Consider the following 16,027-nt stretch of genomic DNA (forward strand, 5'->3'; position numbering starts at 1 on the left):
ACTGAGTTAACGACCCGGGTGGTGGGCGAAACAGGGCTCGAACCTGTGACTTCAACCTTGTAAGGGTTGCACTCTTCCAACTGAGTTATTCGCCCGAAGAACGAGGAAACTTTTACAGGACCATCCCATGCATGTCAACACCTGAAAGCCATATTTGTCGATGCTTTCAGCCTCAGCGGACTATGGGACCGGAATATCACCTGATATTGTACCACCATTTTAAAACGGTTGATAATCGAAAATGGGTTTCGCCCGCCAACACCCCTGTCGGGGACGTGTTGAGCCCTCCTGGGACCGGCTGGAACCCCCCTTTTTGTTGCCGGGACAGTTCCCTGTCAGCTCCCCCTGGTGGCCCCCACCATGGCGGTGAAATCCGCCCCAAAGCGATACAGGGGGCCCGGCACGAGGCGACGCACCCAGTAAAGGAGCTTGGTGCGCACACCGGGGACAATGAGGAACCGCCCTTTTTCAATGCCCCTGATCAGTTTTTCGGCGGCCACACCCACAGGCAGGACACCGGCAAAGTCTTTCAGGGCCCGGGTCTCCTTGGGGATGGTGGGCTTTTCCCTTTCCAGCATGGGAGTATCCACCTCCGACGGGCAGAAAAGGCTGACCTGGACGCCGAAGCGTGTCAGTTCGCAGCGCAGCACCTCGGCAAATCCCATGACGGCAAATTTTGAGGTGCTGTATGCCGAGTACCCGAAGACCGGGATAAACCCCGCGGATGAGGCGATGAGAACAAGGGCCCCCTTGTTCTTTTTCAACCAGGGCACGGTGGCCGCGGCGACATTGCGACTCCCGGAGACGTTGATGGCCAGTACCTTGTCAAAGGCCTCGGCGTCGATGTTCTCGAAATGGTCGGCAATGCCCACCCCGGCACAGTTCACCACCACGTCCGGTGCCCCGAATGTGGTGACGGTCGTACCGATCTTGCGGTGGACATCCGCCCAGTCGGACACATCCATGGGCAGAGAAAACACCTCGGGCTGATCCGATCGTGCACTGAACGCCTCGGCCACGGCGGTCAAGGCCTGCTCCCCCCGGGCAAAAAGCGCCACCCGGGCCCCCTTGTCGAATAGCTGCCTGGCCGTCTCCAGCCCGATACCGCTTGAACCGCCCGTCACATATACCGTGATGCCCTTCCAGTCCATGATCGTCTCCTTCTATAGTAAGTGGGTTGTTACAGGTGGCCTGCGTGTTATCCCTTCCTTAATACAGATTACAGTGTCGTAAGCCCGCGCTCTTCAAAATACCCGCGCCAGTGCTTTACCTCCCCGTTGTCCATGAACCTGCCCAGGGATTCAGAGGGTGCCGCCCCATGGCCCCCCATTTTTTTGATTTTTCCGTGCCAGAGGGGGTTGTAGGGCAACACCTGAACCGTGTGGGCGTCCAGGGCGTTGAGATGATCGGCGATGGCCGTGATGTTCTCCACGGTTGCCGTGATTCCCGGAACCAGTGGGACCCGCGGCAAAACGTCAAGGGCCCCAGACCGGTGCAGCGTTAGAAGCTTTTCGAGGTTGGAGAGAATATTTGAATTGCTCACCCCGCAATGATGCCTGTGGGCCTCAGGGCTCATGAGTTTGATATCGCAGTAGACCGTGTCCGTGTGGTCAAGGATGTGGGATTCAAATGCCGACCAGGAAAAGTGGCCGCAGGTCTCAAGGAGGGTGTGCATGCCGCGGGCCTTGAATTGCCTCAGGAGATCGCCGCAAAACGTGGGAAAGAGGGTCGGCTCGCCCCCTGAAAGGGTGACCCCGCCGCCCGAGGCATCGAAAAAAGGGAGGTCCCTGGCCACCGTTTCCACCACCTCCTCCGGGGTCATGGCCCGTCCCACCGGCTCCAGGGCCTTTGCCGGGCACACCTCGGTGCATGCAAGGCAGAGGCTGCACAGCGACCGATCCGGCCCCTGCCCCGGTGTAACGGCGCCTTCCCCGCACACCCTGAGGCACTCGCCGCAGCGGATGCATTTGCCTGCATCAAAGGAGAGCTCCTGGCCCACGGCCTTGCTCTCGGGGTTATGGCACCAGGTGCAGGAGAGGGGGCATCCTTTTATAAAAACCACCGTCCTGATGCCCGGGCCGTCATCCAGTGACGCGCCCTTGATCTCCAGAATCAGGGGCGCGTCGGGTGGGGCAGCCGTAGATGGGGAATTCATGGGGCACCTTCATGTATGGGGTGAATCCATCTGTTTTTATGTCGAATCGGCCATATCGGGCCTGGATCACCGTAACGATGTTTACAAAGGCGGTCAATCTTTATCTACGCGAGGAGATGCAGGACAAACCCGGCAATGTATTTTCCGGCGGTGCCCAGAAGAACCAGGCAGAGGAGCCACTTAAGCCCCCGCTCAGGCATGAACTTCTGGCACCGGGCGCCCATGTAGATCCCTGCGATACCGCCCAGGCCGAAGAGAAGCCCCAGGCCCCAGTCCGGTGCGATGTGCATGGTGGGAAAAAAAGGGGCCATGCCCTGGTAGAAAAGCACCCCGGTAACGGAGGTCACAAAGGTGCCCATGAGGGTGGCACCTGCGATGGTGTAGATGGGAAGCCCGTAAAACGAAACAAAAAACGGTGCGATGATGGCCCCGCCGCCGATGCCGTATATGCCACCGATGATGCCCACGATGAAACTCATAAAGGAGATGCCCGGCACCGAGAACCGATGGGTCCTGCCCCGGAACGTGTAGGCCATTTCACGAAGGTTCCAGAAAAGAACCGTGGTCGTAAAGTCGTCCCCTTCCCCGTTGGCCCCTTCAGCAACGTCTTTCTTTGGGCCCAGGAGTTCCCGAATCATGCGGAACCCGATGTACAGAAGTACCATCCCCACAAACACCTTGAAGTGAAGTGGGTCCGGCAGGTAGAGCACACGGATCACCGCCCCGATGATCACCCCGGGCATGGTGCCGATGACCACCACCATGGTCAGGGGCCAGACCATGCGCCCCTCTTTGATGAAACGCCACACCCCCGAAGGAATGGCCACGATGTTGAAGAGCTGGTTGGTGGCGCTCACCGAGGGGTGCACATAGCCCAGCACGGACATTTGAAAGGGAAGAAGGAGAAACGCGCCGGAGAGTCCGGCCATGGAGGCGACAAATGAGACGGCGAAGGCCACGAGGGGGGGAATCCAGGGGGCCACGTCGATCCCTGCGGTTTCGAAAAACATGGTCACCTCCTAATGGAAATGTGGGGTTGTCACGGGCATGCCGATGAAGCTGACACGGTTTTTATAATTTTCATGTCATACGTAGCATTCGCATTCCCGTAGTGTCAACCCGATTTCCTTTGATTTTAATGGATCTATCGCTATAATGCCATCCATGAAAACACAGGCACACGCATCCACCAACCCCTCCTCGATCCTCGCACCCTCGGAAGAGGACCGGTACCTTGACCCTGTTCAACTGGCAGAGCTGGAAACGGCCTTCCGGGACTGGCTCACGGCAGCCGGGCGGCCCGATATCCGCAGATCGCGGGAGAGAATTTTCTGTATCTTCCTGCTCATTCGTTACACCGGTGCCCGCCTGGGGGAGATCCTGGGTATCGCCTCGACCCGCCAGGTGGATTTTAAGGGGCACACCGTCCGCATCGGAACGGAGGCCGCCGGGTTCAGGGAGGTCCAGATACCTCCCCATGTGGCCGATGAAATCCGTACCGCCCTGCCCTCCTCAGCCGCCGATCCCTTTGCGGTGGATGCCGGCCATGTGAGGCGAAAGTTTTATGAGCGGGCCGAGGCCTGCGGCCTGCCCAAGGGCATGGGAAGCCCCAACGTTATCCGTCGGTCCCGGGCCGTGGAGCTGTTGCGTAGCAACCTGCCCCTGCCTGTGGTCCAGAAGATGCTCGGCCACAGCACGGCGGGCCTCACCGCCTCCTGGCTCGATTTTTCCGATAAAGACATGAAACGGGTGGTGGCGCATGTCACCCGTCGTGAAAGCAGGATCAAAACAAGTGCGCGCAACAGCTTCACCGGCAAAGTGTCCCGCATGATCCCCGGGGACATCCAGACCGTGGTCACCCTGGACACCCTGGGGGGATACCCGGTCACCGCCATCATCACCAACGAGAGCGCCGAACGCCTTGCCCTGGGTCCGGGAACCCTTCTCACCGCCGAGGTCAAGGCCCCCTGGGTCCTCGTGGCCGCCGGTCCCGTGGCCCCCGTCACCAGCTGCGCCAACACCCTTGAAGGGACGGTCACCCGTATTATAAGGGGGGCGAGCACCACCGAGGTGATCCTCACCCTCAAAGACGGCACCGAGGTCTGCGCCCTCATGACCCGATCCGGGGACGATACCCTGGAGCTGCACCGGGGTGATGCGGCATGGGCCCTCATCGATGCGTTTTCCGTGATTCTCCGTATGGGGGATGCGTAAGTGGATTGATGTATGGTATAACGGCCCCTGCGATCATGAATCAAGGGCAGCTATTTAGCTTGCCACGATACAAAACCGGAGGATGTAACGCGTGAGCCGGACGACGGACAAAGAGATCATTTATGTGGGCGACCCCATGTGTGCCTGGTGTTTCGGATTTGAACCGGTCCTTGATGCCCTCATGGAGCGTTTCGAGTCGACGGTTCCCTTTCGGTTTATCATGGGGGGGCTCCGGGTGGAGGATCCTTTTCCCATCACCGAGGCCTTAAAGCCCAAACTCCTGGAAAACTGGCAGGGCGTCACCCGGACCACCGGCCAGACCATCAACGGGCACCTGCTGGCGGACGCTCCCGGATTTCTCTACGATTCCGCACCGGCCAGCCGGGCCTTTGTGGCTGTCAGGCGCCTGAACGAAGCCCTTGCCCTGCCCTACTACCGCGCCCTGCACCACGCGTTTTACCTTGAAATGAAGGATATCACGCAGGCCGGGGTCCTCTGCGGGCTTGCCGCAGGGATAGGTGTCTCCCCGGATCAGTTTACGCGCCTTGCGCAAAGCGAGTCCGTCCGCCTCGAAGCCCAGAATGATTTTGACCTGGCGCGGGATTACAATGCCCAGGCCTTTCCCGCCCTGGTGCTCAAGGAGGGCCCCCATGCATCGGTTCTCAACCAGGGGTACAAAGAGCTCTCAGCCCTCACCGGGATCCTTGATGACTGGATCAAAGGGGACCTTCCCACCTCCGAGATCACCCCGGCCCTTCTCATCTTCGGTCGCGCGTCCTGACATGCCGGGCCGCCATGGCCCGGGGGCCTGTCCCGAGGCAATTCGCGGCGGTGCCGCACCGTCGCAACGTCTCAATATTCATATCAATGTTCATAAAAATAACGCTTCATATTCATCCCGTCCCATGACATAATTCAATCATCCGTAAAAGGTCAGACACTCCCTCGCCTCGACATCCCTTTGCGTTTTTCAAACAAAACCAACCTCACCAAGCCCTCAGACCGGAGGCGTTCGGGCCAGGGCCCGACAACCCCGACAACAAAACAGCCCACCAATCGGACCACCCACTGTGCGTTTCCTGTCGGCACAGGGACCCTGGGGTGTGATCCGGCCTGAATCGGATCGGATAACGTATCGGTTTTTTCCTTGAGACCCATGGGGTTTCAGGGGTGCAGGATGGGTTGCGAATCGCTGTTTTTCACCTTAAAGACCAGGAGAATTCCATGCTCAATCCATTTTCAACAAACCATGACATCGAGCGCGAGGAAACGGATTTTTCCGTGACAAACAGCGAAAGCAAGTCTCGCGGATTCGCGCTCTTGGACAAGGACATGTCCGGGCAGACCGAAGGCAGGCACCGCACCTGCTTTGTCCGTGCCCCGTTTTCCCTTCTGTTCAAGGGGGCGGAGTGCACCTGCTCGTCCCGGGGAGCGGTGGCCATACACCACCCGGAGAGAGGGGACGACCCGGGTTTTAAGCCCGAAGAGACCCCGGAGGCGGCCGGCGACCAGGGCCAGCACCTCCGCTTCCAGGCTGTTTTCAACTCCCGGTCATCACTCTGGAGCACCTGACACGCCTTACATGGGTGTGCTGCGTAAAAAGTGCCGGACAATGGCGGAAAACAGGACGACCCCCGGCTCAATGAGGGCATCGGGGAAGTTGTAGTCTGCATTGTGAAGCTGGGGGCCCTCGCCTGCCCCCAGCCCCACCATCACCCCCGGGTACCGGTGGGTGAACCATCCAAAATCCTCACTCCACCGCATGGGCTCGGATAGGGATGCCACGTCGAGGCCGACACGGCTGGCCGCCTCGACAACCTCGGCCGCCACCTCCGGGTCCACGGGCGTGCCGGGAAATTCATTGGTCACCATGACCTCGCAGCCCAGCCCCAAAAGCCCGGCCCTTTCTCCCATCTTTTTTTTGATCAGGGACATCCGGTAATCCAGGTATGCGTCGGCCTCCGCCCTCAGGGTGAGCTGGATCCTCGCCTCCCCGGGACTCACCCCGAAGCCCGGGCTTCCCATCTGCAGATGGGTGACCGTGGTCATGAAAAACGGTCCCCCCTGTTCCCGGCCCAATAGCTCTTCATCGGAAAGGAGTGCCTGGACGATGGGCATGGGAGAATGCCCATGCTCCGGCCAGGCCGCATGGCTCGGGGTACCGGACAGGTGGATATCCATGCCGAGGGAGGCGCAGGCAAAGAGCCTGTCCGGCACGCACACCTGGCCCAAGGGCTTGCCCGGCAGGTTGTGCAGGGAAAAGACCCGGTCCGGGATAAACCCCTGGAACCGCGGGTCCTGAATCACGGCGTCGGCACCTGCGCCGGTCTCTTCGGCCGGTTGGAACAAAAGCACCACCCGTCCCCGAGCCGGAGGAACCTCGGAGAGTGTCCGGGCCAGGCCGCAGAGGATGGCCATGTGTCCGTCGTGGCCGCAGGCATGGGCAAGCCCTTTATGGGTCGAGGCATAGGGACTCCCTGTCATCTCGGCCACAGGCACCCCGTCAAGATCGGCCCGGAAGAGAAGGGTCTCCCCTGTGGCCGGCCCGTCAAAAAACACCGCCACGCCGTGGCCCCCCACATCCGTCACCATGCCGTGGTGATCGCACCCGCCGAGCCACTCGGCCACCCGCGCCGCCGTTTTTATCTCCTGCCCCGACGCTTCGGGTATACGATGCAGCTCATGCCTGAGGCGTATCAGTTCATCATCCATGTTCATGACATCCTAAAATAAAACGGACACCCCGTGGTGTCCTCGTTGATCTCCCCGGAGAAAAGGAGCGCCATGCCCCTTCAGGAAGGAACAACCGGTTCGCATCACCCGAAAAAACAGACCGGAGGGCGCAAACATCTGGACGCCCACCCCCGGATATGCAATGAAAATATACGCGCAATCGCCAGAATTTGTAACCATTCAATTCGCCTTCATAGTGACCAGGATGTCAACCGCCGTTTGACCCGCCACTGCACACCCGGGAGATTCCATGACCAGCACATCCGATGAAAAATGGTACATCACCGAGCAGACCTTTCCCGAACTCCTGCACCGAAACGTCACCCAATTCGGACACCGCACCGCTCAGCGGTGGAAAAGCCACGGGTCGGGGGAGCTCTCCTGTCTTACCTACGGTGAGCTCGGGGACGTCATTCGGGAGATCAGTTGCGGACTCATGGCCCTTGGCGTTGCCGGGGGCGACCGTGTGGGGATCATGGGAACCACCTCGCCCCAGTGGATGCAGGCGGATTATGCCATCCTTTGTGCCGGGGGCATCACCACCTGTGTCTACCCCAGCCTCACTGCCGGGGAGCTGGCCTACCTCATCAACGACTCAGGCAGCACGGTGTTGTTTGTGCAGGACGCCTCTTTTCTGGAAACGGTCCGCGCCGCCCGGAGCCAGATGCCCGACCTGTCCCAAGTCATTCTCCTTTCCGGGGACGAGGCACCGGACAAAACCGGGGCCCTTACCCTTGAAGGCCTTAAAAAACGCGGGCGGGCCTACCACGAATCCTCACCGACAAACTGGGAGGCAAGGTGGCGATCCGTGGCCCTTGGGGACCCCATGACCATTGTCTACACCTCGGGGACCACCGGCAACCCCAAGGGGGCCGTCCACACCCACGCGTCCGTGAACGCGGCCTGCAGAAGAGACCTTAACGCCATTCCCGTCCTCACGGACCAGGACCTCCTGCTCTCCTTTCTGCCGCTGTCCCACACCTACGAACGCGAGTGCGGCCACGGCATCGCCATGCACGCGGCCCTGCCCATCGCCTACTCTTCCCCGAAAAACCTGGTGGCGGACCTTTCGGTGTTCCGCCCCACCCTTTTCATGTCCGTGCCGCGGATTTACGAACGCATCTACATGGCCATGAAAGAAAAGGCTTCGGCCTCTTCCCTTAAACGCCGCCTCTTTTTTGCGGCCATGGAGACCGGGCGGCGCGTGGTGGATGCCCGGGCCGACGCCAAGGGGTTCGTGGACATGTCCGAAGGCGCCGACCTTCTCTCCGGGGCCGGGCCCCTTCTCTCTTTTAAATACAGGCTCTTCGACCGGCTGATCTTTTCAAAGGTCCGCAAGCGCCTGGGCGGACGATTCCGCTTCGCTTTTTCCGCGGCAGGGAGCCTTTCGGCTGATTTGTGCAAGACCTTCATGGCCATGGGGGTGCGTATCTTTGAAGGGTACGGCTCCACCGAAACCTGCAACACGGTGAATTTAAACACCCCGGGGGCCATTTTACCCGGATCGGTGGGGGCCCCTTGCGCGGGCGTTACAGGGCGCATCGCGGACGACGGGGAGTGGCAGGTCAAAGGGGACAATCTCTTTGTGGGCTACTGGAACAACGAAGAGGCCACCCGGGCGGCCTTCACCGAGGACGGATTCTACCGAACCGGAGATATCGTGGAAAAGGTGGCTGGAGAGCACATCCGCATCGTGGATCGCAAAAACGGGCTTCTTGTCCTGGACACAGGAAAAAACGTGCCCTCGGCCAAGGTGGAGAGTCTTTTTGCCCTCTCTCCCTACATCGACTCGGTCATGGCCGTGGGCAGCGGCGAAAAGTTCATCACCGCCCTGGTCATTCCCGATTTCGACGCCCTGCTCTCGGTGTTGGCTGCCGAAGATCCCGAGGCCGAGCAATACGCCCTCTCCTACGCAGACGGCCTCTGCACGGAGGTGGTGCGGGAGATGCTTGAACGCCCTTCGATCATGGACCTCATCCAGGGCGAAATCGATGCGGCCAACCACCACCTGGAGCCCCACGAACAGATCAAGAAATTCCACGTCTCCAACCGACGGCTCACCGAAGACGCAGGGGAACTGACCCCCACCTTCAAGGTCAAGCGCAAGGTGGTGATGGCTCATTACGCCCGGGACATGGAGGCGCTTTACCGCAGGGTGCGCACGGCCCGAACATAGTAGTGGTTGGCTTTGTTGCTGATGTTGACGTAGCCGACGTAGTAGAAATCAATGCGCCAGGCGTAACCGGGGTTGGCATCGTAGGTTGTGGCGGACCAGTATCCTGAAGAGGCTGTGTCCGGAAAAATCCGGGGATCGACAACGGGGTTGTAGCTCTGGTGGTGGACAATGCTCTGGAGTTCCAGGGAATGGGGAAGGCGCCAGTCGTCAAACCCGGCAAGGTCAAGCTTTTTGCAATAGGCCACCGCTTCGTCCCAGGTCAGGGCTTCGCCGTTGTTGCCTGTCTGACGTTGCCACATGAGCCCTGTGGCCGTGTCGGTCACAATGCCTTTTTCTTCATCGACCTTAAACTCCGCCAGGGCGACTCCCTGAAGCACCAACATCAGAAACAGCATCCCCCCCAGGGCTTTTCCAAGGGCTTTCAGGTTTTTCCCCGTCTCTCTTTTTTCTCCTTTTCCTGTCATGGCTCACCTCCATGCAGCTGCATTGCAGGAAGGGGCCCTTTCCCCTCGACCACCGGAAGGAAACGACCTCTCCCATCCTTATAAACTATCAAAGGCCCCTTGATCCGTCAGCCTTTTTCCTGTCACGATCCATGGCGAAGGGCCAGGCGCTCCAGCATGTAGGTGAACCCCACCCCCAGGTAAAACAGGGATTCGGCGTCCACGTTTTCGATGGCGGTGCGGTCGTAAAAAACATTCAGCGAAGACCCCAGGCCGTCCTGATCGTTGCAGTAACAGATCATGAAAGGAACCGTGGGAAAAAAGTGGAGAACCACCGAGATGTCCGACTGGAACTGGGGCGGTACTTCCCTGGCATTGAACAGATGCACCAGGTCGTCAAAGAGACCGGTGTGGCCGTCGGCAAGGCGTTTGAGGTTTTCTTCACATCGGCGGTGAAACAGGTTGTACTGCTCGCGTCCCCCCGGGATGTCCCGGTAGGAGACCCACTCCCCTTTGGCCGGGACCCCCTTGCCATGGAGCACGTGGTTGAGAAAAGGAACCCCAAGGTAGGGGGTCACATGCAGGGTCGTGTGAAACTTCCCCTCGCGGTCCACCCCGAAATCCTTGCCCAGGACCTTGAGAATCAGCGTCTCTTCGGACACCGTGCCCCCGATGCGGCGGGACGCTTCGGCAAGGTCGCACTCTTTCATCTCCTGCTGGAGGGCGGAAAGGTAGATGTCCCCGTTGTCCCCCGTCTCACCGGCCCCGCCTTTAAACAAGGCGCGTGTGGCGTCGTCCACCCTGGGGCAGGCATCGATGGGCTTGGCGCCGGTAAACACGGCACCGGCAAAGGCCAGGCAGCTTTTTTCGCCGCACTCCCGGCAGTTGGATTTTTCCAGGTGCTTAAATATCTCCATAGCGTTTTTGGGACGGGACACAGGTATACCTCCGTGTTGTGGGTCTGCTGATCAGGAAAGGCGCAAATGGGCTCGGACAACACAAGACGACAGAAACGGCCGGGCGGCAGCAGGCCGCCCCGAAAAAAAGGGCCTTCTTCATTCATAGCCCAAAGGCGGACGATAACAAACCAAAATATGAACCATGCCGGTGATTCCCGGCTCGCCGGTTTACCCCTTGTCGTGGTGGTTGACGCTCACCACCGGACAGGAGGCCCGAATCACCACCTGTTCCACGGTGCTTCCCATGTCGGGATCCTCTCCCGAGGCTTTGCCGTGGTGGGCCATGACGATGAGATCACCGTTGCAGCGGCGGGTCAGCTTTAATATTTCCACGTAAGGGACCCCTTCGCACACCTCAATGTCCAGGTCGGTGAAGGTCCCGGCCCGGGGCAGGAAGCGGCTTTTCACGGCTTGCCGCGCCTCCTTCAGGCGAATATCCATGGCGGCGGGGTCCTCCGGGGTGCCGGGTATATCAAGGGCGTGGAACAGGTGAAGCCTGGCCCCAGATTCCCGGGCGATCTTCACGGCAAAGTCAAAGGCGGCATCGGAAGCGCGGGAAAGATCGGTGCCGAAGACGATGTGCTTGAAATCCCAGTGGTGCAGGGGGCAGAAGCGGTTGATAATAAGAACCGGTGCCCTGGCACTCTTGGCCACCTTCTGCATGGTGTTGCCCACGATGTTTCGAAAGGCCAGGGCCGCCCCGGTGCAATCCAGCCGGGTGTGGGTCCCCATGACGATGAGGTCACTCCCCCATGCCCTTGCCACCCGGAGAATTTCCGTTGCGGGAATCCCGGGTTTGACCACCACCTCTGAGTCCATGGAGCTGTCCGCAAGGTGCTTGTGGGAGGCCTGGATCTCCCGGGCCAGGAGCGTTTCGTAATCCGCATCCGGGACCTCCTCGCCTTCGGATCGAAATGCGTTGACATGGGCCGTAAACCCGTGGGAGGGCAGCCCGTAGACATGGAACACCTTTAACCCGGAGTCGTACTTTTCTGCCAGGTTATAGGCAAACCGGGCGGCTTCGTCGCAGATGGGGGACGCAGTGGTGGTAAAGAGAATGTTTTTGAACATAAGGAACCTGCCTGTCTGAGGTGTCAACATCGAACTCTCTGTTGAGAGTATCGCCGGAAGAGGTCAGGGAAAACGGGAAGAGAGAGGCAAAGGGGTCGTGGTGCAGAAAGATCAGGGACCCAGGGGTGCGAAAGGGCCCGCTAAAAAAAGGGGAGACCGAAAAAACAGCGGCGTTGGCCCGGCACAGCATCGCGGATCGGAGGGAGGATCCCCCGCAGACCGGCACGTCCGATGCTGTCGCTGCCATTGGCTTCATGTCCCTGGCTCCTGATTTTAGATGCCATGCCGTTGCGTCCCCCGGATGTGGTGCCCACAGCCGGGGGACGCAACGCATAACTAACTACTAACTAAAGCAGTTATTTTTTCAAAGTTCAATCAATTAGCGCGCAGGGCGTGTTTTTTCCTTAATAGAGGGGCGGATCCCCATGCAAAAAAGGGTAAAAAACCGAAGTCCAGACACCTGTTTTTACTCTTCAATGTGCTTCAAATGGTCCGGCACCACCACCATGGGAATAAGAAGAGGTTTCAGGAAGGACCAGCGGATCCCGATGTGATAGACCTCTTCCAAGTCCCGGATGGCATCCCAGCAGTTGTGGCAGGGAGAGATCACCAGTTTGGCCCCGGTCTCAAGGATCTGGTCTCGCTTGACTTTCAGGCCGATGTTTCTCTGCTCCCTGTACCTGCCGATGCCGTTCATGCCCCCTCCCCCGCCGCAGCAGTAGTTGTGCTCGCGGTTGGGGGTCATCTCACGAAAATCCTCGGCGATCTGACTCATGATGTACCGGGCGTCGTCGGCCAGACCCGCGTTTCTAATGTAGTTGCAGGAGTCCTGGAAGGTGACGGGTTCCTTGATGCGTTTGGCCGGATCGATCTTGAGCTTTCCGGTGCGCAGGGCTTCGGCCACCCACTCCACATAGTGCAGGCTGTCCACCGGGACCTTGCCCGATTTGATCCCTGCCCAGTAGGGCCCTTCGGTCACCGTGGCCCGGTACGCGTGGCCGCACTCGGTGACCACCATGCGCTTGGGCTTCAAGCGATCGATGGCAGAGTAGACGGATTTCACCTGCATGGTCGAAGCTTCCCAGTCCCCTGCGAACATGGCCAGACTGGTCTCTTCCCATCCTTCCGAGGGCACGGTCCAGTTTTCGCCTGCCAGGTGAAAGAGCACGGCGGCATCGGCCAGGTCTTCGGGGTAGTGCTTGGCCTCCCGGGCGTTGACCGTGTAGATGATGTCGGCGTTTTCCTTGTCCACGGGGATCTCAAGGCCCGGCCACTCCTCCTCGGTCTCCTCTTCCATCCACTGACAGGTATCCACCCAGTCCTCGGTGGTGATATCCATCTGGGCCCGGTAGACCCGGTGCATGCCCGAGCCGATCTTCATCTCCCACGGAACAAACCCCTGGGAGAAGAGCACGCCGCGCAGGTAGGAGAACATCACCCCCATGTCGATGCCCATGGGGCAGTACATGGCGCACCGGTTGCAGCAGGTGCACTGGGACCAGGCCACGTCCATGCAGTGCATCATGAACTCGGTGTCCACCTCCCCTTTCCGGCGAACCAGCTCGCCCAGGGTGGACTGGATCTTGTAGGAAGGCACCTGGGCGGGGTCTTTGTCGTTGGCGATATAAAGAAAACAGGAGTCGGCACAGAGTCCGCATCGCATGCACGAGTTCAGCCAGGTCTTGAGCCGAGACTTTAAGGTTTTTTTCAAGAGGGCCTTTAAAGCGGGGACGTCCACGTCCAGGCTCTCCATCTCTTTGTAATACTCAGCGCCGCCTTTGTCCCCCAGGATCTCCTGAAGCTGCGCCTTGGTTCCGACGGGTATTCTGTTGCACAATTTTCCTTGCTTCATGGTCTTGTTTCCTTACGCACTGTGGTCAAAAAATAATGGGTGTTTACCAGGGGAACCCGGGGGCTTTCAGCCCGCCGCGCTTGATGCTGAAGTCCATGCCGATCTGGATGCGCGAGCAGAAAAAAAGCACGATATGGGAGAGCTTGGTAAAGGGCACGGCCACGAGGAACAACTCCCCGCTGAGGATGTGCGCAAGGGTCCAGAAGGTCACATCACCGATCTGGTGATAGGCCATAAGCGCGGTGGCAAAGGGAGCCACGGAGATGAAAAGGACCCCTATATCCCGGGGCCTTGTCAGCTGACGCACCTCGGGGAGCACCATGCGGCGGATGAGCAGACCGCAGGCCCCTGCAAGGACGCAGATGGTGAGCACATCGGCCACCGCATCGGGCATGGACGGCAGGGAGATGCCCCATCGGTACTTCAGGAGAATCCCGTGGGCCGAGACAAACAGCGGAGCGGCCACGGCCCCCACGTGAAAGAGGTAGAACAGCAGGGTATGGACAGGGTTCTGTCGCCAGCAGCGGGTCCCGAAGGGCGTCAGCCAGAGCACAATGGAACGAATGGCCCCTTTCAGCCCGCTGGCGATGCATGTGTTGTAGGCCACCCGGTCCAGGCGGGCGTCAAGATCTTTGATGTAAAGGCCCACATGGACAAGGCAACCGATGAAAAAGATGCTGAGGGAGAGCCACAGCAGCGGTCCGGTGATAAATTGATACATGGTGTTTCCTCATTTGTTCATTCCGGTGAGAATGCAGCGCCCCGCTGCTCTCCCCCGACAGGTCCGCCATCGGGGATAAAAAGCTCGGGGACCCGGGCAGACAGGGTCATCGTGACACCCGGGTGGTGTCCGTCCGAATCGTTTACGCTTAAGGGGTACCGCCGCTGAACGGGGCATGGCAGCCGGTGCAGTCATCCACCTCACCTGCCCCCATGGCATCGTGGCACCCGATGCAGCTTTGCTCTGCTTTCCGGTTGTGCATGGCCGCGTACAGAGAAACCCCGCCGCCCTCGGGGGCGTTTGCACCTGTGTGGCATTCGGCGCAGGCCGTATCGGGTTCTTTGTGGTGGCAGACGTCGCACGACACGTCAGCGCCCTCATGGAGGTCGTGGTCAAAGAGCACCTCACCGCCATGTGTGGCAACACGCGGCATGGAGGAGGTGTCGGACGGGTCGTTGTGACAGGCCGTGCAGGTGACGGGACCGCCGGGTTCACCGGAGTCCAGGGTGGAGACATGGCAGTTCACGCACAGGTCGTGGGAGACGCTGCGTTGCGACACGGCCGGGCCGCCCGCCGCATCGTTCCCATGGAGCCGGTCGTGGCAGGTCCGGCAATCCAGGGCTGCCGTCTCGGAGTGAATGCTGTGCAGGGTGTCGTCGAAAGGGACGTCGTGGGAAGAAGGGGGTGCGGTCTCGCCTTTGACGTGGCAGCCGCCGCATACCTGGGGACCTGTGGACTGTTTTTCCGCAGCGGCATCGGCATGGCACTGGATGCACTGGGCGTGATAATAGTCCCTGGCCTCCATACCGGAGAGCCCCTTGCGCTCTTTAAACGCCAGGGAGATCCCGCCGTCGGGCCGCGCTTCGTGGCACTTACGGCACGTGGCCTTGTCGGCAACGGGCACATGTTTGTCGTGTGGGAATTGTACCTTGGGACGGTCAAGCTGACCGTACGGTACGATGGTGTCCATGGAGATGACATCCGCCCCTTGGCTTTGTCCGCCGGTGTCCCCGGTATTTGCAAGACACAGGCCGAAAAACAAAAGTACAAGGAGAAATGCCAGGCTTGCCCCGACTCGTTTGTGCATAACTGCTCCTTACCAAACCCTCAAGTTAACAGAAAACAATGGCTATATCCGTACCGGGTCGTTGCGACGCCGATTACAATACCGCGCAATTATTCCTAAAAATAAATTTAGAAATAGTGTCTCTTTGTTTTCCTGCCATATGAGAGCCGGCACCTTGGTGCAGAGGGTGCAGTCTGTCAGGGCGTGGGGAATACTACCCCCACCGCAGGCGTAATAACGCCCGCTAATATGTTACACTTTTTACTAGATAATAACTCCAAGCTCACTGCGTATGAGCAAACGCACTTTACCATGAGACGGTTTATTGTCAAATATTTTTTAACGATAAACCGTGAGCATGCTCTGGGATCACCATTTTTTTACACATAAATTACAATATATTACACTCTTAAAAATTTTCGTATTTCGTTTACTATACCATATCAGTATAGATCATTATGGTCTGTTAAATTTTATTGAAGACATTGCTCAGTTAGACTTTTGCGTACCCTTTCATCACTTCAGCTGATCGTTATGAGCAAAAAAAACCGGCGGGCGAACATCTCGCCTGCCGGTTTCAGCCCGGTGTGCTCCATGGAAAATCAAAGGGTGCTCAAATCAAACACCCCCGGGCCAG

14 protein-coding genes and 1 tRNA gene are annotated in these 16,027 nt (G+C 59.1%); 4 read left to right on the plus strand and 11 right to left on the minus strand.

Features of this window, described 5'->3' with window-relative positions; genetic code table 11:
- Positions 1 to 19 precede the first annotated feature (19 nt).
- The 4 genes from BLQ12_RS17995 to BLQ12_RS18010 form a co-directional block, all read right to left on the minus strand.
- Positions 20 to 95 (minus strand) — tRNA-Val (locus BLQ12_RS17995).
- A 240-nt stretch (positions 96 to 335) separates the two neighbouring features.
- Positions 336 to 1,151: an SDR family NAD(P)-dependent oxidoreductase gene (locus BLQ12_RS18000; protein ID WP_092212644.1), complete on the minus strand. Its 816-nt coding sequence runs from the start codon at positions 1,149 to 1,151 to the stop codon at positions 336 to 338.
- A 68-nt stretch (positions 1,152 to 1,219) separates the two neighbouring features.
- Entirely contained in the window at positions 1,220 to 2,155 is a 936-nt protein-coding gene (locus BLQ12_RS18005; protein ID WP_092212646.1) for a glycyl-radical enzyme activating protein, read from the minus strand.
- Between the two features lie 104 nt (positions 2,156 to 2,259).
- A complete protein-coding gene (locus tag BLQ12_RS18010) occupies positions 2,260 to 3,165 on the minus strand; it encodes a sulfite exporter TauE/SafE family protein (RefSeq protein ID WP_092212648.1) in 906 nt (301 codons plus the stop codon).
- A gap of 154 nt (positions 3,166 to 3,319) precedes the next feature.
- Between BLQ12_RS18010 and BLQ12_RS18015 the strand changes: the two genes are divergently transcribed.
- The 3 genes from BLQ12_RS18015 (at position 3,320) to BLQ12_RS18025 (ending at position 5,941) form a co-directional block, all read left to right on the plus strand.
- On the plus strand, positions 3,320 to 4,369 hold the full coding sequence (locus BLQ12_RS18015; RefSeq protein WP_092212650.1) for a TOBE domain-containing protein: 1,050 nt from the start codon (positions 3,320 to 3,322) through the stop codon (positions 4,367 to 4,369).
- Positions 4,370 to 4,460: 91 nt separating this feature from the next.
- Positions 4,461 to 5,150 (plus strand): DsbA family protein, encoded by a 690-nt coding sequence (locus BLQ12_RS18020; RefSeq protein ID WP_092212652.1) that lies wholly within the window; start codon positions 4,461 to 4,463, stop codon positions 5,148 to 5,150.
- A gap of 443 nt (positions 5,151 to 5,593) precedes the next feature.
- Complete coding sequence (locus tag BLQ12_RS18025; RefSeq protein WP_092212654.1) at positions 5,594 to 5,941, plus strand: hypothetical protein; 348 nt, start codon at positions 5,594 to 5,596, stop codon at positions 5,939 to 5,941.
- 6 nt (positions 5,942 to 5,947) lie between these two features.
- On the opposite strand, the gene BLQ12_RS18030 is transcribed toward BLQ12_RS18025, so the two are convergent.
- A complete protein-coding gene (locus BLQ12_RS18030) occupies positions 5,948 to 7,081 on the minus strand; it encodes an amidohydrolase (protein ID WP_175469915.1) in 1,134 nt (377 codons plus the stop codon).
- Between the two features lie 271 nt (positions 7,082 to 7,352).
- Between BLQ12_RS18030 and BLQ12_RS18035 the strand changes: the two genes are divergently transcribed.
- Positions 7,353 to 9,278, plus strand: a complete 1,926-nt coding sequence (locus tag BLQ12_RS18035; RefSeq protein ID WP_092212658.1) for an AMP-dependent synthetase/ligase — start codon at positions 7,353 to 7,355, stop codon at positions 9,276 to 9,278.
- Here the strand turns inward: BLQ12_RS18035 and BLQ12_RS18040 are convergent.
- From BLQ12_RS18040 to BLQ12_RS18070, 6 genes are all read right to left on the minus strand, one after another.
- Positions 9,248 to 9,742 carry an Lcl C-terminal domain-containing protein gene (locus BLQ12_RS18040; protein WP_092212660.1) on the minus strand — a complete coding sequence of 165 codons (495 nt, stop codon included), beginning with the start codon at positions 9,740 to 9,742 and terminating at the stop codon, positions 9,248 to 9,250. The genes BLQ12_RS18035 and BLQ12_RS18040 overlap by 31 nt on opposite strands.
- Before the next feature lie 122 nt (positions 9,743 to 9,864).
- Positions 9,865 to 10,659, minus strand: a complete 795-nt coding sequence (locus tag BLQ12_RS18045; protein ID WP_092212662.1) for a DUF3786 domain-containing protein — start codon at positions 10,657 to 10,659, stop codon at positions 9,865 to 9,867.
- A gap of 189 nt (positions 10,660 to 10,848) precedes the next feature.
- A complete protein-coding gene (locus tag BLQ12_RS18050) occupies positions 10,849 to 11,751 on the minus strand; it encodes a universal stress protein (RefSeq protein WP_175469916.1) in 903 nt (300 codons plus the stop codon).
- Positions 11,752 to 12,217: 466 nt separating this feature from the next.
- On the minus strand, positions 12,218 to 13,603 hold the full coding sequence (gene hmcF, locus BLQ12_RS18060; RefSeq protein WP_092212668.1) for a sulfate respiration complex iron-sulfur protein HmcF: 1,386 nt from the start codon (positions 13,601 to 13,603) through the stop codon (positions 12,218 to 12,220).
- Positions 13,604 to 13,646: 43 nt separating this feature from the next.
- Positions 13,647 to 14,324, minus strand: coding sequence for a sulfate respiration complex protein HmcE (hmcE, locus tag BLQ12_RS18065; RefSeq protein ID WP_092212670.1), 678 nt, complete (start codon positions 14,322 to 14,324; stop codon positions 13,647 to 13,649).
- Positions 14,325 to 14,472: 148 nt separating this feature from the next.
- Complete coding sequence (locus BLQ12_RS18070; RefSeq protein WP_092212672.1) at positions 14,473 to 15,411, minus strand: cytochrome c3 family protein; 939 nt, start codon at positions 15,409 to 15,411, stop codon at positions 14,473 to 14,475.
- Between the last annotated feature and the right edge of the window lie 616 nt (positions 15,412 to 16,027).

Source organism: Desulfoluna spongiiphila (assembly GCF_900101345.1).
Classification (GTDB): domain Bacteria; phylum Desulfobacterota; class Desulfobacteria; order Desulfobacterales; family Desulfolunaceae; genus Desulfoluna; species Desulfoluna spongiiphila.